General features: G+C 74.5%; 22 protein-coding genes. 7 read left to right on the plus strand and 15 right to left on the minus strand.

Annotation, left to right across the window (positions count from 1 at the left end):
* Positions 1 to 184: 184 nt before the first annotated feature.
* Both M3673_RS06750 and M3673_RS06755 read right to left on the minus strand, forming a co-directional pair.
* Positions 185 to 436 (minus strand): glutaredoxin family protein, encoded by a 252-nt coding sequence (locus M3673_RS06750; RefSeq protein ID WP_251532645.1) that lies wholly within the window; start codon positions 434 to 436, stop codon positions 185 to 187.
* Entirely contained in the window at positions 433 to 2,100 is a 1,668-nt protein-coding gene (locus M3673_RS06755; RefSeq protein ID WP_251532646.1) for a class I adenylate-forming enzyme family protein, read from the minus strand. The genes M3673_RS06750 and M3673_RS06755 overlap by 4 nt, the downstream gene beginning before the upstream one ends.
* A 63-nt stretch (positions 2,101 to 2,163) precedes the next feature.
* On the opposite strand from M3673_RS06755, the gene M3673_RS06760 reads away from it, so the two are divergent.
* From M3673_RS06760 to M3673_RS06770, 3 genes are all read left to right on the plus strand, one after another.
* The gene (locus M3673_RS06760; protein ID WP_200919146.1) at positions 2,164 to 3,048 is read left to right on the plus strand and encodes an HAD family phosphatase; all 885 of its coding nucleotides are present in this window, start codon (positions 2,164 to 2,166) and stop codon (positions 3,046 to 3,048) included.
* 161 nt (positions 3,049 to 3,209) lie between these two features.
* On the plus strand, positions 3,210 to 3,986 hold the full coding sequence (locus M3673_RS06765; protein ID WP_251532647.1) for a sigma-70 family RNA polymerase sigma factor: 777 nt from the start codon (positions 3,210 to 3,212) through the stop codon (positions 3,984 to 3,986).
* A 205-nt stretch (positions 3,987 to 4,191) separates the two neighbouring features.
* Entirely contained in the window at positions 4,192 to 5,415 is a 1,224-nt protein-coding gene (locus M3673_RS06770; RefSeq protein WP_251532648.1) for a DUF5667 domain-containing protein, read from the plus strand.
* 49 nt (positions 5,416 to 5,464) lie between these two features.
* Here M3673_RS06770 and M3673_RS06775 read toward each other — a convergent pair whose 3' ends face one another.
* The 5 genes from M3673_RS06775 to M3673_RS06795 form a co-directional block, all read right to left on the minus strand.
* Positions 5,465 to 6,706: a lysophospholipid acyltransferase family protein gene (locus M3673_RS06775; RefSeq protein WP_251532649.1), complete on the minus strand. Its 1,242-nt coding sequence runs from the start codon at positions 6,704 to 6,706 to the stop codon at positions 5,465 to 5,467.
* Positions 6,699 to 7,760 carry an NAD-dependent epimerase/dehydratase family protein gene (locus M3673_RS06780; protein WP_228942705.1) on the minus strand — a complete coding sequence of 354 codons (1,062 nt, stop codon included), beginning with the start codon at positions 7,758 to 7,760 and terminating at the stop codon, positions 6,699 to 6,701. The genes M3673_RS06775 and M3673_RS06780 overlap by 8 nt, the downstream gene beginning before the upstream one ends.
* Positions 7,761 to 7,784: 24 nt before the next feature.
* Positions 7,785 to 7,886 carry a 30S ribosomal protein bS22 gene (locus M3673_RS06785; protein WP_008356322.1) on the minus strand — a complete coding sequence of 34 codons (102 nt, stop codon included), beginning with the start codon at positions 7,884 to 7,886 and terminating at the stop codon, positions 7,785 to 7,787.
* Between the two features lie 122 nt (positions 7,887 to 8,008).
* Positions 8,009 to 8,215 (minus strand): helix-turn-helix domain-containing protein, encoded by a 207-nt coding sequence (locus tag M3673_RS06790; RefSeq protein WP_251532650.1) that lies wholly within the window; start codon positions 8,213 to 8,215, stop codon positions 8,009 to 8,011.
* 185 nt (positions 8,216 to 8,400) lie between these two features.
* Positions 8,401 to 9,588 (minus strand): acetoin utilization protein AcuC, encoded by a 1,188-nt coding sequence (locus M3673_RS06795; RefSeq protein WP_056864858.1) that lies wholly within the window; start codon positions 9,586 to 9,588, stop codon positions 8,401 to 8,403.
* A gap of 184 nt (positions 9,589 to 9,772) precedes the next feature.
* Here M3673_RS06795 and trpS point away from each other — a divergent pair, with 184 nt between their 5' ends.
* Positions 9,773 to 10,789, plus strand: coding sequence for a tryptophan--tRNA ligase (trpS, locus tag M3673_RS06800; RefSeq protein WP_251532651.1), 1,017 nt, complete (start codon positions 9,773 to 9,775; stop codon positions 10,787 to 10,789).
* Between the two features lie 28 nt (positions 10,790 to 10,817).
* Here trpS and M3673_RS06805 read toward each other — a convergent pair whose 3' ends face one another.
* From M3673_RS06805 to M3673_RS06835, 7 genes are all read right to left on the minus strand, one after another.
* Positions 10,818 to 11,735 carry a haloalkane dehalogenase gene (locus M3673_RS06805; protein WP_193661952.1) on the minus strand — a complete coding sequence of 306 codons (918 nt, stop codon included), beginning with the start codon at positions 11,733 to 11,735 and terminating at the stop codon, positions 10,818 to 10,820.
* 11 nt (positions 11,736 to 11,746) lie between these two features.
* Positions 11,747 to 12,460 (minus strand): hypothetical protein, encoded by a 714-nt coding sequence (locus M3673_RS06810; protein WP_251532652.1) that lies wholly within the window; start codon positions 12,458 to 12,460, stop codon positions 11,747 to 11,749.
* 51 nt (positions 12,461 to 12,511) lie between these two features.
* On the minus strand, positions 12,512 to 13,069 hold the full coding sequence (locus M3673_RS06815) for a hypothetical protein (protein WP_251532653.1): 558 nt from the start codon (positions 13,067 to 13,069) through the stop codon (positions 12,512 to 12,514).
* 52 nt (positions 13,070 to 13,121) lie between these two features.
* Positions 13,122 to 13,943 carry a pyrroline-5-carboxylate reductase gene (proC, locus tag M3673_RS06820; protein WP_193661949.1) on the minus strand — a complete coding sequence of 274 codons (822 nt, stop codon included), beginning with the start codon at positions 13,941 to 13,943 and terminating at the stop codon, positions 13,122 to 13,124.
* Between the two features lie 20 nt (positions 13,944 to 13,963).
* Positions 13,964 to 14,908, minus strand: a complete 945-nt coding sequence (locus tag M3673_RS06825; protein WP_056905457.1) for a proline dehydrogenase family protein — start codon at positions 14,906 to 14,908, stop codon at positions 13,964 to 13,966.
* Between the two features lie 87 nt (positions 14,909 to 14,995).
* Complete coding sequence (locus M3673_RS06830; protein ID WP_251532654.1) at positions 14,996 to 15,808, minus strand: sugar phosphate isomerase/epimerase; 813 nt, start codon at positions 15,806 to 15,808, stop codon at positions 14,996 to 14,998.
* A gap of 4 nt (positions 15,809 to 15,812) precedes the next feature.
* Positions 15,813 to 16,748 carry a Ppx/GppA phosphatase family protein gene (locus M3673_RS06835; RefSeq protein ID WP_193661947.1) on the minus strand — a complete coding sequence of 312 codons (936 nt, stop codon included), beginning with the start codon at positions 16,746 to 16,748 and terminating at the stop codon, positions 15,813 to 15,815.
* A gap of 31 nt (positions 16,749 to 16,779) precedes the next feature.
* On the opposite strand from M3673_RS06835, the gene M3673_RS06840 reads away from it, so the two are divergent.
* The 3 genes from M3673_RS06840 to M3673_RS06850 all read left to right on the plus strand — a co-directional run bounded on the left by M3673_RS06840 (position 16,780) and on the right by M3673_RS06850 (position 19,055).
* Positions 16,780 to 17,562, plus strand: a complete 783-nt coding sequence (locus M3673_RS06840; protein WP_251532655.1) for a hypothetical protein — start codon at positions 16,780 to 16,782, stop codon at positions 17,560 to 17,562.
* Between the two features lie 133 nt (positions 17,563 to 17,695).
* Positions 17,696 to 18,334 carry a VOC family protein gene (locus tag M3673_RS06845; protein WP_193661946.1) on the plus strand — a complete coding sequence of 213 codons (639 nt, stop codon included), beginning with the start codon at positions 17,696 to 17,698 and terminating at the stop codon, positions 18,332 to 18,334.
* Between the two features lie 19 nt (positions 18,335 to 18,353).
* Positions 18,354 to 19,055 (plus strand): class I SAM-dependent methyltransferase, encoded by a 702-nt coding sequence (locus M3673_RS06850; protein WP_193661945.1) that lies wholly within the window; start codon positions 18,354 to 18,356, stop codon positions 19,053 to 19,055.
* A 9-nt stretch (positions 19,056 to 19,064) separates the two neighbouring features.
* Here M3673_RS06850 and M3673_RS06855 read toward each other — a convergent pair whose 3' ends face one another.
* Complete coding sequence (locus M3673_RS06855; RefSeq protein WP_228942702.1) at positions 19,065 to 20,045, minus strand: LacI family DNA-binding transcriptional regulator; 981 nt, start codon at positions 20,043 to 20,045, stop codon at positions 19,065 to 19,067.
* Between the last annotated feature and the right edge of the window lie 17 nt (positions 20,046 to 20,062).

A 20,062-nucleotide genomic window follows, 5' to 3' on the forward strand; every position in this document is an offset into this window, starting at 1 on the left:
CACTGTAGGAGTTTGTGAACGGGAGAACAAACCGGCCGTACGCCGCTCCCGCGGCCCGCCCGCTGCCTCTCCCGCGCCGTGCCGCGGGGCCTCGCGCCGCACGGGCGCGACCCGGGCTAGCACATGTGAGATGACCCACGCGCACGGGGTCGGTCCTGGGCGGTCCCCGGCGGCCCCGGGCGGGTCAGCCCCGGGTGAGCGCGGCCCGCAGCCGGGTCGGGTCGACGCGCCAGAAGTCGTGGCGCCGACCGTCGACCGTCGTGACCGGCACCTCGTCGCCGTACGCCTCGACGAGGGCGGGGTCGTCGTCGATCCACACCTCCTCGAACTGCTCGCCGAGCTCGGCGCACACCTGCGCCACGACCTCGCGCGCCTGCTCGCACAGGTGGCAGCCCGGCCGCGAGTAGATCCGCACCCGCGGCGCCGCAGGGCTCACGGGGCCGACCCCTCGGCCCGGCGGCGCTCGGCGGCGCGCAGCACGCCCTTCTGCACCTTGCCGGTCACCGTCAGCGGGAGCGCGTCGACGACCTCGATGCGGGTCGGGCGCTTGAAGCGGGCCAGGCGCAGGTCGCAGCGGAAGCGGATCGCGGCCACGACCTCCTCGGGCACCTGCCCGGGCGCGCGCACGTAGGCGACGACCGTCTCGCCCGTGGCGGGGTCGGGGCTGGCCACGACGGCCGCCTCCCGCACGCCGACGACCTCGCGCACGACGTCCTCGACCTCGGCGGGGTAGACGTTGAAGCCCGACACGATGACGACCTCCTTGACCCGGTCGACGAGGAAGAGGTCGCCGCTCGCGTCGAGGAAGCCGACGTCGCCCGTGGCCCACCAGCCCTCGGCGTCGGGCCCGTCGCTGCCGTCGGGCCAGTAGCCGCTGAAGAGGTTGGCGCCGCGCAGGTGGATCTCGCCGGGGTCCTCGCCCTCCGGCGTGCCACCGGCCTCGTCGACCAGGCGCAGCTCGATGCCGGGCAGGGCGGCGCCGACCGAGCCGGCCTGGAGGCGCCGGCTGCACAGCGTGCTGGTGACGATCGGCGCGGCCTCGGTCAGCCCGTAGCCCTGGTGCACGACCACCCGGGTGCGGCCGAACACCTCCTCCACCAGCTCCGGCGCGAGGGGGGCCGCCCCGGAGAGCAGGAGGCGGACGGGTCCGAGCCGCTCCTCGAGGTGCTCGTCGTGGCGCCAGGCCGCGAAGACCGGCGGCGCCACGGGCACGACGCTGCACGCCTGGTCCTCGATCAGGTCGAGCGCGTCGAGCGGATCGAAGCGGTCGACCAGCACCAGCTTGGCGCGGTGGCGCAGCACCCCGCCGAGCACGGCGTTGAGGCCGTAGACGTGGAAGAGCGGGAGGGCGCCGAGCACGACGTCGTCGCCGTGGATCATCGGCGGGTCCACCGCCGCGACCTGCTCGAGGTTGGCCCGCAGGGCGCGGTGGCTGAGCATCGCGGCGCGCGGGCGGCCGGAGGTGCCGCTGGTGTAGAGCAGCACGGCGAGGGCCTCGGGGTCGCGCAGGGGTGGGTGGGGCCTCGAGGGCGCGGAGGCCCGCAGGTGGTCGTAGGACCGCTCGCCCGGTCGCAGCGTGGCTCCCACGACGACCACCCGCGGGCGACGGGCCCGCGCCAGCACCTCGGGGGGCACGGGCGGCGAGGTGTCGCCGGTGGGGTCGGCGGAGTCGGCGGGGTCCTGCACGTCGAGCAGCGCGGTCAGCCGGGCCACGGCCTCGCGGACCCGGGTGACCGAGCCGGCGTCGGCGAGCACCATGCGCGAGCCGCTGTCGGCGAGCGTGCGCACCAGCTCGTCGCGACTGCCCCGGGGGTTCACGGGCACGACCACGGCCTGCACCCGCAGGGCCGCGAGGTAGGCGACCACGAACTCGATGCGGTTGCCGAGGGCCAGCATGATCCGGTGCCCGGCCACGACACCGGCGGCCCCGAGGCCGGTGGCGACGCGCCCGACCTCGTCGTCGAGCTCGGCCCAGGTGACGCCGCGGGCCTCCGGGCCCTCGGCCTCGACGACGGCCAGCTTGTCGGGGCTGCGGCTGGCGGCCAGGCCGAGCAGGCCGCTGAGACCCGCCTCGGAGGCGGCGTCGGACGGCGTCGGCATGCGGGCGATCTTCCCACACGGCGCAGGGTGGGAGACCGACGCCACATCTCCTAGTCTGGTCTCGTGACACCCCCGGCCGAGCGGCGCACGCTCCCCAACCTGCAGCAGCGCTCGACGCTGGCCGGCGAGGCAGCGGCCGCGGCCGCCGAGGTCGAGACCGCCCTGCACATGCCGGCCGACCCGCTGCGTGCGGCCTTCTTCGACGTCGACAACACCGTGATGCAGGGCGCGAGCATCTTCCACCTGGCCCGCGGGCTGCACCGGCGCAAGTTCTTCACCACCCGCGAGATCGTCGGGGCCGCCTGGAAGCAGGCCTACTTCCGGGTGGTGGGCGTGGAGGACCCCGACCACGTCGCCGAGGCCCGCAACTCCGCGCTCGGCTTCATCGCCGGTCACACCGTGACCGAGCTGGAGGAGCTCAGCGAGGAGATCTTCGACGAGGCCATGGCCCACCGCATCTGGCCCGGCACCCGGGCCCTCGCACAGCTCCACCTCGACCAGGGGCAGCGGGTCTGGCTGGTCACGGCCGCACCGGTCGAGATCGCCCGCATCATCGCGCGACGGCTCGGGCTGACCGGCGCGATGGGCACGGTGGCCGAGACCGAGGACGGCGTCTACACCGGCCGCCTGGTGGGCGACATGCTGCACGGCCCGGCCAAGGCCGAGGCGGTGCGCGCCCTCGCGACCCGGGAGGGCCTCGACCTCTCCCTGTGCTCGGCCTACTCCGACTCCTTCAACGACCTGCCGATGCTCTCGATGGTCGGCGACGCCTGCGCCATCAACCCCGACTCCCGGCTGGCCCACCACGCCCGCGAGCAGGGCTGGCGCGTCCGCGACTACCGCACCGGGCGCAAGGCCGCCCGCGCCGGGCTGCTCGTCGGTGCCGCCGCCGGGGCCGTCAGCGGCACCGTCGCCGCCGGCGTCGCGGTGCGCGGCCGCCGCGGCTGACCCCCCGGAGTCGTCGGCGCCGCTTGCCGGCGTCGACACCGCCCGACCCGGAGATGTAACTCCGTGTCACATTTCATTTGCCCGATTCCATTCCCACCGGCTCCGCGGCGTCCTACCATCGAGTGGCTCTGTGGGGGAGCACGTGGGGAGGACGCAGCGACATGCCGTGGGACGCCGATGACGTCGCGCGCGGGCTCGACGCCCTGCGCGTCGCGGTCGCGACTCTGCTGGCCCCCGCCCCCCTCCTGGCCCCCGACGGCCCCGCCTGGTCCGCCCTACGCACCGAGTCGGCCGGCGCCGACGACCGTCACGGGGTCCCCGGCTCCGGGGGACCCGGAGGCTTCGGCGACGGCGACCTGGCCACCTCGTCGGAGGAGTCGGAGGCCGACCGCACGCGCCTCATCGCGCTGGTCGAGCTGGCCCGCGGCGGCGACAGCGAGGCCTTCGGCCTGCTCTACGACCACTACCACGTCGCGGTCTACCGCTTCCTCTACTACCGCACCCGGTCCTCCTCGCTGGCCGAGGACCTCACCTCCGAGACCTTCTTCCGGGCGCTGCGGAGCATGCAGAACTTCCGCTGGCAGGGCAAGGACTTCGGCGCCTGGCTGATGACCATCGCGCGCAACCTGGCCACCGACCACTTCAAGGCCGGTCGCACCCGCCTCGAGCTGACCACCGAGGACATGGGTCAGCACGACGACGCGACCGAGAGTCCGGAGGCCACCGTGCTCGCGGGCCTGACCAACGAGATGCTGGTGAGCGCGCTCGGCGAGCTCCCCGACGAGCAGCGCGACTGCCTGGTGATGCGCTTCCTGCAGGGGATGAGCATCGCCGAGACCGCAGCCGTGCTCGGCCGCAGCGACGGCGCGATCAAGCAGCTCCAGCTGCGCGGCGTGCGCAACCTGGCCAAGCTGATGCCCGAGGGGATCCGCGACTGATGACTGCCTCCGCCGCCTCCCTCCCCCGCTTCGGCGCCGCGCCTGCCCGAGTGCCTGCACCCTGCTGCGATCCCGTGGCAACCGCCTCCTCACGGGGCGTAACCTTCGCGCCCGGCGCGTCGTTCTCCCTGGTGTCGGCCCACCGCGCGTCCGGCGCCCCGACCCATCAGCCGAGCCCCTCGGCGACGACGACAGGACAGCAGGGATGAGCACCGGTCACCGCGACGCCTTCCGCCCGGCACGACGCCGCGCGGAGGAGTTCGCCCGTCTCGTCGAGGACGCCTCGACCGGCCGGGCCGACGCGGCGCGCCACGCCGAGCTGCTCGCCCTCGTCGAGGCCCTGCGCGCCGAGCCCGCCCCCGAGCCGCGGCCCGACTTCGTGCTCGACCTGCGCGAGCGGCTGATGACCGCGGCGGCCTCGGAGCTGGTCGCCACGCGCACGTCCCCCGCGGTCGTCGACCGCCTCACCGTCGCTCCCCGCCACGGTCGCCGCGAGCGGCGCCTCGCCGCCGCCATCGGTGGTCTCGCGGTCGTCGGCGCCACCTCCACGATGGCCGTGGCCGCCCAGAGCGCGCTGCCCGGTGACGTGCTCTACCCGCTCAAGCGCGCGATCGAGAACGCCCACACTGGCGTCAGCGTCGGCGACGACGACAAGGGCGCGACGCTCCTGGCCAACGCGTCGGGCCGTCTGGCCGAGGTCGACCAGCTGAGCCGCTCCGGCGAGGTCGAGGACGCCGCGGTGATCACCCGCACCCTCGACGACTTCGCGGTCCAGGCCGCCGAGGCCGGCGACCTGCTCCTCGGCGACTACGCCGCGACCGGTCGGGAGGGCTCGATCACCGAGCTCAAGGACTTCACCGCGACCAGCCTGGCCGACCTCGACGCCCTCTCGGGCCTGCTGCCCGAGGAGACCCGGGGCTCCCTCGTGCGCGCCGGCGACGTGCTCGCCACCATCGACGCGCAGGTCGACCAGCTGTGCCCGACCTGCGCCGGCGCGGGGATCACCCGGATCCCGTCGTGGCTGCTGCAGGCCGTCGGCCGGCTCAGCGACGACGTGCTCACCGCCGGCACCGGCCCGCGCGCCGACTCCGAGACCACCCGTCCTCGCCAGCGCCAGCAGCCGCTGGGTCCCGGCAGTGTCACGGTGCCGCCGCAGGGCGGCCAGACCAGCCCCACCGACGTGCTCCCCAGCCCCTCCCCCGTGGACGGTGGCGGCGGCGACGACGGCTCCCCCTCGACCGGCGGCGGCAAGGACCCCCTGACCGACCTCCTCGACGGCGACGAGCCCGTCTCGGGTCCCGGCGGTGGTGACGACGTGGGCGAGGACCTCGGCGAGGTCGTCGACGACCTCGAGGACACCGTCGGCGGCGTCGTCGGTGGCGTGGGGGGCGTCGTCGGCGGTCTGACCGACCCGCTCACCGGCGGCTGATCGACCGCGACGACCACCCGGGCCCGCCCGTGCCGGACGGCGACGAGGATCAGCGGAAGACGGACTCGCGCTCCATCAGCAGCGTGTAGAGCGTCTGCTGGATGGTCTCGCGCACCTGGTCGGTGACGTCGAAGACGAGCATGGGGTCGTCGGCGGCACCGGCGTCGAACTCGTCGGTGCGGATCGGCTCGCCGAACTCCAGCAGCCACTTCGAGGGCAGCGGCACGAGGCCGAGCGGCCCGAGCAGCGGGAAGAGCGGCGTGATGGGGAGGTACGGCACGCCCAGCAGGCGGGCCAGCGACGGGATGTTGCCGATCAGGGGGTAGATCTCCTCGGCGCCGACCACCGACAGCGGCACGATCGGCACGCCGGTGCGCAGGGCGGCCGAGACGAACCCGCCGCGGCCGAAGCGCTGCAGCTTGTAACGCTGGGAGTAGGGCTTGCCGATCCCCTTGAACCCCTCGGGCCAGACCCCGACCAGCTCGCCGCCGCGCAGCATCCGCTCGGCGTCCTCGGAGCAGGCCAGGGTGGCGCCGCTCTTGCGGGCCAGGGAGCTGACCACGGGCATCCGGAAGACCAGGTCGGCGCCGAGCGGGCGCAGGAAGCGCCCGGCCCGGTCGTGGATCGACACCATCGTCATCAGCCCGTCGATCGGCAGCGTGCCCGAGTGGTTGGAGACCACCAGGGCACCGCCCTCGGCCGGGATGTTCTCGATGCCGCGCACCTCGATGCGGAACCACTTCTCGGCGATCGGGCGCAGGGCCGCCATGAAGAAGCGCTGCGTGACCTCCTGGTCGAAGCCGTACTCGTCGACGGCGTAGTCGCCGGTGACGCGACGGCGCAGGAAGGCCAGGAAGTGGGCCAGCTGCGCCTCCCACTGCTCGCCGAACAGCTCGCGGCTGGCGTGCTGGAAGGCCGCGAGCAGGTCCGCGGCCGGGATGCCGGCGTGGGGGTGCCGCTCGCGCGCGGTCACCGCGGGCCGCGGCGACTCCCCCTCAGGCAGGGTCGCGGCGGGGGTCTCCGTGCCGGACGGCTCGACGAGGGACTCGGCGTCGGGCTCGGCGGCCGGCTGCACGACGGGCTCGGTGGCGGGGTCCGCGGCGCCGGGGGCCTCGTCCACCGGCCCGGTCGCCGCGTCGGCGCGGCGGGCGGCGTCGGCCTTGCGTCGCACCGGACGCGGCTCGCCGCCGGCTCCGCCGGCGAGACCGCGGGCGGCCGACGACGGCGCCGTGCCCGTGCCTCGTCCGGGCCGTCCGCGCGTGCCGATGGGGATGATCTCGGCGTCACCCACGGTCGCTCCCGAGGGCCGGCACGGCGCGGGGGCCGACCGGGTCGGGGTCGGGCACGGGGAAGACCCGGCCGAGCCCGGCGAGCACGCGCTCGCTGCGCCGGGGGCCGCTGGGCATGAGGGCGGCGAAGTCGGCGAAGGCCTCCGCGGTGCTGAACTCGGGGGTGAAGCCGAGGCCCTCGCGCATGCGCGTGGTGTCGACGCCGCGGCCGTAGGTCAGCATGCCGAGCAGCTCGGGCGAGAGGTCGGCGATCCCGGTCGAGCGCAGCGTCGAGGAGAGCCGCCCCAGGGCCAGGCCGGGCAGCGGCACGGTGGGGCGCTGGAGGCGGCGCACGGCCTGGGAGAGCATGAGGATGCCGTCGCCGGCGACGTTGTAGGTGCCGGCGACGTCCTCGGTCACGGCGTGGCTGAGCGCGGAGAACAGGTCGCGCTCGTGCAGGAACTGCAGCCGGGCGTCGTAGCCGAGCACGGTGGGCACGACGGGGCTGCGGAAGTAGGACGTCATCGGGCTCGAGACGTGGGGACCGATCACGTTGGCGCAGCGCAGCATCGTGACGCCCACGTCGGGCCGGCGCCGCGCGAAGCCGCGGACGTAGCCCTCGATCTCGGCGACGTCCTTGGCGTAGCCCGCGCGGGCGGGACGCCGGGGCTCCATGTCCTCGGTGAACATCGCCGGGTCACGGTTGCTGGCGCCGTAGACCGTCGTCGTCGACTTCACGACGAGGCGGCTCACGCTCTCGGCGCGCTGGCACGCCGCGAGGAGCTGCATCGTCCCGATGACGTTGAGCTCCTTCATCGAGTTCCTGCCCCCGGCGCCGCTGGGGGTGGAGATGACGCTCATGTGGACGACGGTGTCGACGTCCTCCTTGGCGATCACCTTGGCGATCACCGGGTTGCGGATGTCGGCCCGCACGAACGACACGTCACCGAAGTCGCCCCGGGGCGGGGTGACGTCGACGCCGATGACACGGCTGACGGTCGGGTCGAGGGCCAGCGTGCGCGCGAAGCGGCGACCGAGGTCTCGGGAGACCCCGGTCACGAGCACGACGCGGCTCACGACACCTCGACCGACCGGCCGGTCTTACTTGCCGAGCTTGCGACGCTGGACGCGCGTCTTCTTGAGCAGCTTGCGGTGCTTCTTCTTGGCCATGCGCTTGCGCCGCTTCTTGATGACAGAACCCACGGGTGAACCTTTCGAGACTGGTAGGCCCTGCGTGTCGACGCAGGGCCCGGTCAGCCTATCCGCCCGGGGGTGAGCCGCAGAATCAGGGTCGCCCGAGCAGACCGTCCCCGCCGGCAGGGCCGTCAGCCGGCGTCGTAGAAGCTGCGCCGGATGTACTCGTTGGCGTCCTCCTCACGAACGCGGAAGGAACGACCCACGCGCGCCGCGGCGAGGTCGCCGTTGTGCACCAGGCGGTAGACCGTCATCTTCGAGACGCGCATCATGGCCGCCACCTCGGCGACGGTCAGGAAATTGGCGTCGGAGATGTCTCCGGGCGTGTTGGCAATCATCGAGCACCGACTTTCTGTTGCGGCACGCCACCAGCTTCCCCGCCAGTGCTCCCACGGCCACGTAGCCGTGAGAATAGAGCCAGAAGTGACTCGTGGGGAAGAGGAGACGCGAGTTGGACTGATCGGCTCGGCGTGTCGGCTTGCACGGGCCGGATCGGACCGTCCCGGAAGGGGCGGTGGTCCAGTCAGGGCATCGGGTCGAGACCGTGCAGCGGGAAGACCGCCATCCGGGTCTGGTGCACCGCGCGGTCGAGCCAGGTGTCGGGGTCGTAGCCGTCGGCCCAGTCGCGGTACGCCGGGTCCTGCCCGTCGGTCATCCGCAGCGGCGCGTTGACGCCCAGGGTGTGCTCGACGTGCTCGCGCCAGCCGCCGGGCGTGGCCGAGAGCGCGTCGAGCGGGCGACCGCCCACCACCGCGAGCAGGTGGGTCCAGGCCCGCGGCACGACCTGCACCAGCTCGTAGCCCCCGCCGCCCAGCGCCACCCAGCGTCCCTGCGACACCTCGTGGGCGAGGTCGTGCAGGGCGAGGTAGGCGGCGCGCTGGCCGTCGACGGAGAGCATCAGGTGCGCCAGCGGGTCGTCGGCGTGGGAGTCGCAGCCCTGCTGGGTGACGAGCACCTGCGGGGCGAACTCGCGCAGCAGCGGGGGCACGACGGCGTGGAAGGCGCGCAGCCAGCCGGCGTCGCCGGTGCCCGGGGGCAGCGCGACGTTGACCGCGGAGCCCTCCGCCCCCTCGCCGCCGGTGTCGGTGGCGAAGCCCGTGCCGGGGAAGAGCAGCTGCCCGGTCTCGTGCAGCGACACGGTGAGCACCCGGGGGTCGTCCCAGAAGGCGCGCTCGACGCCGTCGCCGTGGTGCACGTCGAGGTCGACGTAGGCCACCCGCTCCACGCCCTGGTCGAGCAGCCAGCGGATGCCGACGGCGACGTCGTTGTAGATGCAGAAGCCGCTGGCCCGGTCGCGCATCGCGTGGTGCAGGCCGCCGGAGATGTTCGCGGAGTGCAGCGAGTCGCCCGACCAGACCTGGCGGAAGGCCTCGACGCTGGCGCCGACCACGTGGGCGGAGGCCTCGTGCATGCCGCGGAAGACGGGGTCGTCCTCGGTGCCGAGCCCGAAGTCGGGCTCCGCGCGCCCCGAGCTGCCGGCGCGCACCACGGCCTCGATGAAGGCGGGGTCGTGCACCGTGACCAGACGCTCCTCGTCGGCCATGGGGGCCGGCACCATGCGCAGCCCGCCCTCGCCGACGACACCGAGCTCCTCGGCCAGCCGCATGGTCAGGTCGACCCGCAGCGGCGACATGGGGTGGCCGGGGCCGAAGTCATAGGCCGTCAGGCTGGGGTCGAAGACGACCGTGGAAGGTCCGGGGCAGACGGGCACGCCCTCGACGCTACCCCGGTGTAACCTGCGCTCGTGCTCACGACGTCCCCGTCCACCTGGTGGCCCGCCTGACCGGCGGCCCACCGACCAGCACGCACCACCACACCACGGCCGCCCTCGGGCGGCCGTTCGTGCACCATCGCACCGGCACTCCTCGTCCGAGGGCTCTCACCAGGAGACCCCCATGACGACGCCCCCCGTCGGCACGAACGCCGACACCACCGCCGACACCGGCACGACCCGCCGACTGTCCCTGCTCAAGCCGACCGGCCGCCTGACGCTGGGCAACCTTCTCGGCGCACTGCGGCCGATGGTGGCCGGCCAACGCGACGCCCAGTGCTTCTACGGCGTCGCCGACCTGCACGCCCTGACCGTCGAGCACGAGCCGGACCGGCTGCGCGCACTGACCCGCGAGCTGGCCACGACACTGCTCGCCGTGGGTCTCGAGGAGGCGACGCTCTTCGTGCAGAGCCGGGTGCCGGCCCACGCGCAGCTGGCCTACCTCCTGGAGTCCACCGCCCACGTGGGCGAGCTCGACCGGATGATCCAGTTCAAGGAGAAGCAGCGCGCCGGAGGCGCGGGCGGCAGCCGCGTCTCGCTCTACACCTATCCCGCCCTCATGGCCGCCGACATCCTGCTCTACCGCCCCGACGAGGTCCCGGTGGGCGACGACCAGCGTCAGCACGTCGAGTTGACCCGCGACCTCGCCCTGCGCTTCAACCGGACCTACGGCGAGGTCTTCACCGTGCCCAGGATCGTGACGCCGCCAACCGGTGCCCGGGTCATGGACCTGGCCGACCCGCGCACCAAGATGGGCAAGTCGGCCGCCTCGGCGGCCGGGGTCGTCGCATTGCTCGACCCGCCCGACGTGGTGCGCCGCACGATCGCTCGGGCCGTCACCGACAGCGACACCGGGCCCGACGCCGTGCGCGCCGACCGCGAGACCAAACCCGGCGTGACGAACCTCCTCGAGGTGCTGGTGGCGTGCGGTGGCTCGACCGAGGGCCTCACCACCTACGGCGCCCTCAAGCGCGCCGTGACCGACGCCGTCGTCGCGGCGCTGGAGCCGGTGCAACGCCGCTACGCCGAGCTGACCGCCGACCCCGGCCACGTCGAGGCTGTCCTCGCGGACGGGGCGGCTCGGTGCCGTGAGGTCACCGAGCCCGTGCTGGCCCGGGCCGAGGCCGCCATGGGCCTGTGAGCGGTGGTGGTGTCACCGGGCCCGCGGCTCAGAGGTCGAGCACGGTGGCGACGGCCGCGGCCAGCGCCGGGCCGTCGTCCTCCTGCAGGAAGTGGCCCGCGCCCGTGACCACCGGGTGCTCCAGGCCGGCCGCTCCCGGCACCGCGCGGCGCAGCACCGGAGCCATTGCCCCGGTGATCGGGTCGAGGTCGCTGAAGGCGGTGAGGAACGGCCGCTCCCAGCGGGCCAGCCGCTCCCAGGCCGCACGGTTGGCCGCGGTCGCGGGGTCGTCGGGCCGGGTCGGCACCAGCAGGGGCATGGCGCGGGGCCCGGCCTTGAAGGCCTCGTCGGGAAAGGGGGCGTCGTAGGCCTCGCGTGCGCCGGGGCGCAAGGGGCGGGCGCAGCCGGAGGCGACCAGGCGGCCGACGTCGAGCACCTCGGCGCGCTCGACCGCGCGACGGAAGTCCCACCACACCTCGGGCATGTCGCGGTCGCCCGTGGGCAGCCCGGTGTTGGCGGCGACCACGGCGGCGAAGCGCTCGGGGTGCTCGGCGACCAGCCGCAGCCCGATCAGGCCGCCCCAGTCCTGACCCACGAGCACCACGTCGTGCAGGTCGAGCACGTCGACGACCAGCTCGCGCACCCACTCGACGTGACGGGCGTAGGAGTGGTCGGCCACGCGCACGGGCTTGTCGGAGCGACCGAAGCCCACCAGGTCGGGCACGACGCAGCGCACGCCGCGGGCGACGAGGTCGGCGACCACGTCGCGGTAGAGGAACGACCACGTCGGCTCGCCGTGCAGCAGCAGGGCGACCGGCGCCTCCACCGAGCGCGGGCCGAGGTCGACGTAGGCCATCCGCAGGGCGGCCTCGGGCGGGTCGTCGGGGTCGCTGACCTCGGCGTAGGAGGCGGGCCAGTCCTCCTCGAGCGCGGCGAAGCGGTCCTCGGGCGTGCGCAGCACCTTCACGGCCCGCTCCCCTACTTCTTCTGCCGCCGGCTGCCGGCGTGCCAGTCCTCCTGGCCGCCCACGTCACCCGGCTCGACGCCGAAGGAGCGCAGCTGCGGCTTCTCGCGCAGGCTGCGCTTGAGCTCGGCGAAGCCCGGGAAGCGGGCCAGGCCGACCACGTGGTCCCACAGCTCGCCGGCCTCCTCCTCGCTCGGCATCCGGCTGATCACCGGGCCGAAGAAGGCGGCGCCCTCGGGCGGTGCGACGTGGAGGATCGGGGTGCCGACGTCCTTGCCGGTGAGGGCGAGGGCCTCGTCGGTCTCGGCCTGGAGCTGGGCGTCGCGGTCGGTGTCGTCGAGGTGCGCGGCCAGCCCGGCGGGCAGACCCGCCTCCTCGAGGGCGGCGACCACGAGGCCGTCGAGGTCGGTCGGGTCGTAGGCGTCGGGCGCGACGTCGAAGACGCGGGTCGACAGCGCGGGGTAGAGCCGGGCCACCGCGTCGGGCCCGTGGTCGTCGCGCGCCTGCGCGCACAGCCGCAGCATGCGCAGGCCGGCGGTGTGGCCGGCCTCGTACTCCGGCGGGAAGTGGGCGTCGTAGTCGACGTGGGCGTTGAGCAGCCGCAGCGAGATGAAGCGCCACTCCACGTCGTAGTCGCGCTGCGACTGCACGAGCCGCACCCAGCGGCTGGTCATCCACGCGAAGGGGCACACCGGGTCGAACCAGAACCGCACGTCGGGATCGCTCATGGCCCCAGCCTGCCAGGGCGCGCCACGGGCGGGGTCGCGACGCCGCGCTGCTCAGCGGCGGGCGTCGCGCTCGGCCAGGGCGGCCAGCGTGAGCAGCTGCTTGCGCATCATCACCAGGTCGCCCCAGGCCAGGGCGGCCGCGCGCAGCCGCTGCGGGCGGGTCGCCCCGCGGGCGGTCATCCGGCAGACCAGCCGGCACGGCCCGCCGCCCGTGTCGTCGTCGGGCACGACGGCGTACGTCACGCCGATCGGGCCGAGCGGGCGGCTGGCCGTGGCGGTGGTGACCCCGGTCCAGGAGCGGCCCTCGTCGACGGCGAGCAGCTCGTAGACCCCCAGCATCCGCTGGCCGACCTCGAGCCGCTCGGCCCCCGGCGTCAGCTCCCGCGGGCTGCGCCGGCCCAGGTTGTCGACGAGGTCGTAGGAGTACGGCGCCACCGCGGTCTGGCACAGCCAGCGCCACGTCAGCGCGGCGGGGGCCGCGACCGGCACGGCGCGGTCCATCGCGACCGCTGCGCCCTCCCGGCGCTCGGGCAGCACCGCGTCGACCGGGAGCGACCGCGCGAGGTCGGCCGGCGTCGTGCCCCACGCCCACGGCAGGCCCGACCTCACCGGCCCGACCTCACCGGCCCGACCTCATTGGCCCGACCTCACTGGCCCGACCTCACTGGCCCTGGGCCAGCTGGCGCGAGCGGTCGCGCGCGGCCTCCATGGCGGCCAGGAAGGCCGCGCGCACGCCGTGCTGCTCCAGCTCGCGCAGCGCCGAGGCCGTGGTGCCGCCGGGGGAGGTGACCTGCTCGCGCAGGACCGTGGGGTGGGTGCCGGTCTCGCGCAGCATCTTGGCCGAGCCCACCAGGGTCTGGATGACCAGGTCGGTGGAGGTGCTGCGCGGCAGCCCGAGGTGCACGCCGGCCTCGATCATCGACTCCACGACGAAGAAGATGTAGGCCGGGCCCGACCCCGAGATGGCGGTGACGGCGTCCTGCTGGCGCTCGGGGATGCGCAGCACGCGACCCACCGACCCCATGAGCGCCTCGGCCTCGGCGAGGTCGGCCTCGCTGCAGTGCGAGCCGGCCGAGATGCCGGCCATGCCCTCGTCGACCAGGGCCGGGGTGTTGGGCATGACCCGCACGACGGCGACGCCCTCGGGCACCCGCTCCTCGATGAAGCCGGTGGTGATGCCCGCGGCCAGCGAGACCAGCAGCTGCCCGGGGCGCAGACCGGACGCGATCTCGGCGAGCACGTCGCCCATGTCCTGGGGCTTGACCACCAGGGCGACGGTGTCGGCGCGGGTGGCGGCCTCGAGGTTGCCGACCACGGAGACGCCGTAGCGCTCCTCGAGCTCGCGGGCCCGCTCGGCGCGCTTCTCCCCCACCAGCAGGCGGTCGACGCGGCGACCGGCGCGCACGAGACCCGAGAGCAGCGTCTCGCCCATCACCCCCGCCCCGATGATCGCGGTCTGGGCGGCGGGTGCGGTCTGCGCCATGCGCGGCGCCTCCTTCGGAGCTACTTCTTGGAGATGAGGGACGTCAGGAAGAATGACAGGTTCTGCGGACGCTCGGCGAGGCGTCGCATCAGGTAGCCGTACCACTCCTGGCCGTAGGGCACGTAGACCCGGACGGTCTCGCCCTCGCCGGCCAGCCGCTTCTGCTCCTCGGGCCGGATGCCGTAGAGCATCTGGAACTCGTAGCTGCCCGGCTGACGCCCGAAGCGGCTGGCCAGCGAGGAGGCGATCTCGACCATGCGGGGGTCGTGGGTGGCGATCATGGGGTAGCCCTGGCCGGCCAGGAGCACCTTGAGGCAGCGCACGTAGGACCGGTCGACCTCGAGACGGTCCTGGTAGGCCACCGACTCGGGCTCGTTGTAGGCGCCCTTGCACAGCCGCACCCGCGAGCCCTCGTAGGCCAGCTGGCGGCAGTCGTCCTCGGTGCGGTGGAGGTAGGCCTGGAGCACGGCCCCGGTCTCGGGGAAGTCCTTGCGCAGGTCGCGCAGGATCGCCAGCGTCGAGTCGGTGGTGGTGTGGTCCTCCATGTCGAGGGTCACCGAGGTGCCGGCGTTGCGGGCGGCCCGGCAGATGGTGCGGGCGTTCTCCAGCGCGAGGCGGTGACCGCCCTCGGGGGCGACGTCGTCGGGCAGGAACTGCCCGATCGCGCTCAGCTTGACCGAGACCTCGGCGTGGCGGGTCAGCCCGCGCGCCGCGAGCGCCTTGAGCACCTCGACGTAGGCCGCGACGGTGGCCTCGGCCTGGGCGCGGTCGGTGGTGTCCTCGCCCAGGTGGTCGAGGGTGACGGTCAGGCCGTCGTCGACCAGCGCCGCCGTGGCCGCGACCACGGCGTCGGTGCTCTCCCCCGGCACGTAGCCGCGGACGATGCCCGCGGAGACCGGCATGGTGCTGACGAGCCTCTTGACCTGGGAGCTCCGCGCGAGGAGCAGGAGCGGCTGGCGGAGCAGGGACATGACGTCAATCTACGACGGGCCCCTGCGGCTCCCGTGGCGAGGGCGGGCTGCAGCGGGGCGGCTGCACCCGCGACGGCGGGCTCAGCCGGCGAGGTGCTCGCGGGCGAAGGCCAGCGACTCGGCCAGGTCGGCCTCGCGGGCCTCCTCGCTGCCGCTGCGGCGGGTGTTGATCTCGACCACCACGTCGCCGGCGAAGCCGCTGGCGCCCAGGTGGCGCAGGAACCGGTCGGCGCCGGTGGTGCCGCGCCCCGGCACGAGGTGCTCGTCCTTGGTCGAGCCGCTGCCGTCGGTGAGGTGCACGTGGCGCAGCCGCGGGCCGAGCCGCTCGGCCATCGCGACGACGTCGGAGCCGGCGATGGAGGCGTGCGACAGGTCGATCGTGGTGTTGGCGTAGGGCTCGGCCGAGGGGTCCCAGCCGGGCTGGTAGACCTCGACGCCGCGCTTGGAGGTGGCCTTCCAGGGATACATGTTCTCCACCGCGAAGCGGATGCCGGTCGACTCCTCCAGCGCGGCGATCCCGTCGACGAAGCCGCGGGCGTAGTCCTTCTGCCAGCGGAACGGCGGGTGCACCACCACGACCTCCGCGCCGAGCTCGTGGGCCATGTCGGCCGAGCGCTGGAGCTTGGCCCACGGCTCGGCGCCCCACACGGCCTGGGTCAGCAGCAGGCAGGGGGCGTGCACGGAGCACACCGGCACGCCGTGGTGCTCGGAGAGCTGGCGCAGCGCGGTGGGGTCCTGGGTGATGCGGTCGAGGGCGACCATGACCTCGACGGCGTCGTAGCCGAGGGCGGCGGCGCGCTCGAAGCCGCGGGCGGCCGACTCGGGGTAGACCGACGAGGTGGACAGGCCGACGCGGGTCGGACCGCCCGCCGGGGCGGGGACGGGGTCGCTCACCGGGTCAGCCCAGCACGCTGATCTGGTCGAGCCGCTCGAGGATGACGCCCTCGCGCAGCGCCCACGGGCAGATCTCGAGGGCCTGGAGGTCGAAGATGTCCATGCATGCCTCGGCCACCAGCGCGCCGGGCAGGATCTGGTGCGACCGGCTCGGGGAGACGCCGGGCAGGGCCGCGAGCTCCTCGGGCGTCATGGTGACCAGCCGCGGGATCCACTCGCGCAGCTCGGCCAGCGGCAGCACCCGCGGCACCAGCGGGCCGTCTCCCGAGGGCGCGGCCCCGCAGATGCGGGCCAGGGAGCGGAAGGTCTTCGAGGTGGCCGCGGCCCGGTCGGGGGCTCCGGCGCGCAGCAGGTTGCCGGCGTCGCGCGCGATGTCGGCGCGGATCTGCTTGCGCAGCTTCTTGATGGCGTCGTCGTCGGGCGGACCGCCGCCGAACCACTGCCGCGCCAGCCGGGCGGCCCCCAGCGGCATCGACCACGCCACGTCGGGCGCCTCGTCGCCGCCGCCGGCGATCTCCAGCGACCCCCCGCCGATGTCGAAGACGGCCAGGCGGCCCGCCGACCAGCCGAACCAGCGGCGTACGGCCAGGAAGGTGAGCCGGGCCTCGTCCTCGCCCGAGAGCACGCCGATCCGCACGCCGGTGCGGGCCTCGACGTGGTCGAGCACGGCCTCGGAGTTGACCGCGTCGCGCACCGCGGAGGTGGCGAAGCCGATCATGTCCTCGCAGCCCTTGTCCTCGGCCACCACGACGGCCTGGGCGGTGAAGGCGGTGAGCGCGTCGATGCCGGCCTGCGAGACCGCGCCGTGCTCGTCGAGCACCTCGGCCAGGCGCAGCGGCTCCTTGTAGGAGTACGCCGGGAGCGGCGCCGCCCCGCCGTGGGCGTCGACGACGAGGAGGTGGCCCGTGTTGGAGCCGATGTCGAGCACGCCCAGACGCATGGCCTCAACGTACTCCCCGTAGGCTCGGCGGGTGCCCGAGGTCGACCTGGTGTTCCCCCGCGCGTGGGTGGAGTTCGAGAACCCCGCCGACGCCTCCGAGGTGATGCGCTGCGACCTGACCTGGCTGACCTCGTCCTACACCTGCATCTTCGGCCAGGGCTGCGCCGGCATCTACGCCGACGCCCCCGACGTCGGCTGCTGCACCCTGGGGGCGCACTTCGCCGACGAGGGCGACGAGGAGCGCGTGGCCGGCCACGTCGCCCGCCTCGACGGCCGGCTGTGGCAGCAGCACCCGGGCGGACCCGACGCCGCCCCCGGCGCCGTCGACGCCTCGGTGTGGGTCGAGACCGACGACGAGGGGGCGCGCAAGACGCTGGTCACCGAGGTCGACGGCCAGCGCGCCTGCATCTTCCAGAACCGGCCCGGCTCCGCCCTCGGCGCCGGCTGCGCGCTGCACGCCCTGGCGCTCGAGGAGGGCCGCGAGCCGCTGGAGACCAAGCCCGACGTGTGCTGGCAGCTGCCGATCCGGCGCACCTTCCGCGAGGTCGAGCGCCAGGACGGCACCGAGGTCACCGAGGTCTCGATCGGCGAGTACGACCGCCGCGGCTGGGGGCCCGGCGGCCACGACCTCGACTGGTACTGCTCGGGCAACACCGAGGCCCACATCGCCCCCGAGCCGGTCTACCTCACCCACGCCCCCGAGCTCACCGCCCTCATGGGCCCCGAGGCCTACGCCGAGCTCGCGCGCCACTGCGAGGCCCACGTGCGCTCGCGCAGCGCCCTCGCGCTGCACCCGGCCGACCCCCGGCCCTGACCTGCGCCCCGCCCCGCCCTGACCCGTCGCCCCGCCCCTCGCCGGGCCGGACCCGCGAGTAAAGAACTCTCGATGTCGAGAGAACCCGACCCCGGTGTCAAGCGCTGCGGGCGTGTTGTCCACAATTCCTGACATGCGCCTGGACCACCTCTCCTACGCCGCCGGACCCGACGGACTCGCGGGCACCGCCCAGCGCATCGGGCGCCTGCTCGGTCGCGAGTTCAGCGACGGCGGTGTGCACCCCCGCTTCGGCACCCGCAACATGACCCTGGCCCTGGCGGGGGGCACCTACCTCGAGATCGTCGAGGTGCTCGACCACCCCGCCTCCGACAAGGCCCCCTTCGGCCAGGCCGTCCGCGCCCGCTCCGCCCTCGGCGGCGGCTGGCTGGGCTGGGCCGTGGCCGTCGACGACATCAGCGTCGCCGAGCAGCGCCTGGGCCGCGAGGCCGCGCAGGGCAGCCGGCACCTCCCCGACGGCACCGAGCTGCGCTGGAAGCAGATCGGCCTCAACGGCCTCATCGCCGACCCGCAGCTGCCGTTCTTCCTGCAGTGGGAGGTGCCCGCCGAGCTGCACCCCAGCCAGGGCGCCGACGAGGGCTACGCGCTGGCCTGCCTGGAGATCGCCGGCGACCCGCAGCGCGTCAGCGAGTGGCTCGGCGAGACCGTCGAGGCGCCGCTCGAGGACGTCAAGGTGGAGTGGGTCGCCCCGCACGGCACCCCCGGCATCATCGCGGTGCAGCTGCAGACCCCGTCGGGTCTCGTCCGGCTCTGACACCGGTCGGCGACGGCTCGTGAGCCGCCCCTCGCCCGGTGCGGTGCCGAGCCCCAACATCTGGCACCACACCGCCACCTACGAGCTCGAGAACACCGCGGTCGACCCCGAGCGGCGCATCGAGGCCGCGATGGCCGCGCTGCACGACTGGTCGGGGCAGCGCTTCCTCGACCTGGGCTGCGGCACCGGCTTCCACCTGCCCCGGTGGGCCGAGCGCGCCGGCAGCGTCGTGGGCGTCGAGCCCCACCCCGACCTGGTGGCGCTGGCGCGCCGGCGTACGTCGCGCCTGGCCGGCGTCGGCGTGCTCCAGGGCACCGCGCAGGACGTGCCACTGCCCGACGCCTCGGTCGACGTCGTCCAGGCGCGGTGGGCCTACTTCTTCGGACCCGGCTGCGAGCCGGGACTGGCCGAGCTCGACCGCGTGGTGGCCCGCGGCGGCACGGCCTTCGTGGTCGACAACGACCCCACCCGCTCCACCTTCGGCGACTGGTTCCGCCGGGGCTACCCCCACCTCGACCCGCCCGCGGTCGTCGAGCGCTTCTGGTCGACCCGCGGCTGGACGCGGGTGCCGCTCGACGTCTGCTGGCGCTTCACCTCCCGCGCCGACCTCGAGGCGGTCACCCGCGTCGAGCTGCCGGGCCCGGTGGCCGACGCCGTGCTCGGCGAGCACGAGGGCCTCGAGGTCGACTACGCCGTCAACCTGTGGTGGAAGCGCTTCTAGCCGCAGCGGTCAGCTGGAGCCGCGCACGGCGAGGGTCGGGGTGAGCAGGACGCCGTCGCCGACGCGGGGCGGGTGGCCGAGCAGGCCCTCCAGGGCGGAGACGATCTCGATCGCCACCTGCTCCAGCGGCTGGCGCACCGAGGTGAGACCGGGGGTGACGACCTGGGCGACCTGGGAGTCGTCGAAGCCGACGACGGCGACGTCGCGGCCGGGGGTCAGCCCGCGCGCGGCCAGGGTCTGGAGCACGCCCATCGCCAGGGTGTCGGAGGCGCACACGAAGCCCGTGGGCGCGGCGTCGTCGAGCAGGGCGGCGCTGGCCTGCGCGCCGCTGGTCACGGTGTCGTCGACCCGGGCGGCGAGGCCGGCCGAGGACAGCCCCTGCGCGTGCAGGGCGCGGCGCCAGCCCTCGCGCCGGTCCTCCCCGATCGGGGAGTCCTTGCGCCACCCGATCCACGCGACGCGCTGGTGGCCGCGCTCGAGCAGGTGGCGGGTGGCCAGCTCGCAGCCCGCGGCCCCGTCGACGTCGACCCAGGGGTGGTGGGCCTCCGGGGCGTCCCACGGCCGGCCGAAGGCCACGAAAGGAGCCCGCCGCGACCCGAGCCAGCCCGCCTGGGGGTTGCCCAGGTAGGTGTCGGTGACGACGAAGGCGTCGACCGCGGTGGAGCGCAGCAGGTCGTCGTAGCCCGACAGCGGGTCGTCGGCCTCCCCTGCGAAGAGCAGCACGTGGTAGCCCGCGTCGCGCGAGGTCTCGACCAGGGAGTGGACGAAGCGGTCCATGGTGGCGTTGGCCGTGCCCTCCTGGGCGGCGCTGATGCGCAGGCCGATCAGGTGGGAGGAGCGGGTGCGCAGGTTGCGGGCGGCCCGGTTGGGCAGGTAGCCCAGCTCGGCGATGGCCTGCTGCACGCGCAGCAGGGTGTCGGCGCGCAGCAGGTCGGGGTTGTTGACCGCGTTGGAGACCGTCTGGCGCGAGACGCCGGCCCGCTCGGCCACGTCGGCCAGCGTGGGCG

The organism is Nocardioides sp. P86 (assembly GCF_023712465.1).
Taxonomy (GTDB): Bacteria; Actinomycetota; Actinomycetes; order Propionibacteriales; family Nocardioidaceae; genus Nocardioides; species Nocardioides kribbensis.

What these genes read in the sequence shown, in the direction of transcription:
- M3673_RS06755 (WP_251532646.1), bottom strand. Translation starts at nt 2,100, where the DNA reads ATGCCGACGCCGTCCGACGCCGCCTCCGAGGCGGGTCTCAGCGGCCTG.
- M3673_RS06765 (WP_251532647.1), top strand. Translation starts at nt 3,210, where the DNA reads ATGCCGTGGGACGCCGATGACGTCGCGCGCGGGCTCGACGCCCTGCGC.
- M3673_RS06770 (WP_251532648.1), top strand. Translation starts at nt 4,192, where the DNA reads ATGAGCACCGGTCACCGCGACGCCTTCCGCCCGGCACGACGCCGCGCG.
- M3673_RS06790 (WP_251532650.1), bottom strand. Translation starts at nt 8,215, where the DNA reads ATGATTGCCAACACGCCCGGAGACATCTCCGACGCCAATTTCCTGACC.
- trpS (WP_251532651.1), top strand. Translation starts at nt 9,773, where the DNA reads ATGACGACGCCCCCCGTCGGCACGAACGCCGACACCACCGCCGACACC.
- M3673_RS06810 (WP_251532652.1), bottom strand. Translation starts at nt 12,460, where the DNA reads ATGAGCGATCCCGACGTGCGGTTCTGGTTCGACCCGGTGTGCCCCTTC.
- proC (WP_193661949.1), bottom strand. Translation starts at nt 13,943, where the DNA reads ATGGCGCAGACCGCACCCGCCGCCCAGACCGCGATCATCGGGGCGGGG.
- M3673_RS06835 (WP_193661947.1), bottom strand. Translation starts at nt 16,748, where the DNA reads ATGCGTCTGGGCGTGCTCGACATCGGCTCCAACACGGGCCACCTCCTC.
- M3673_RS06845 (WP_193661946.1), top strand. Translation starts at nt 17,696, where the DNA reads ATGCGCCTGGACCACCTCTCCTACGCCGCCGGACCCGACGGACTCGCG.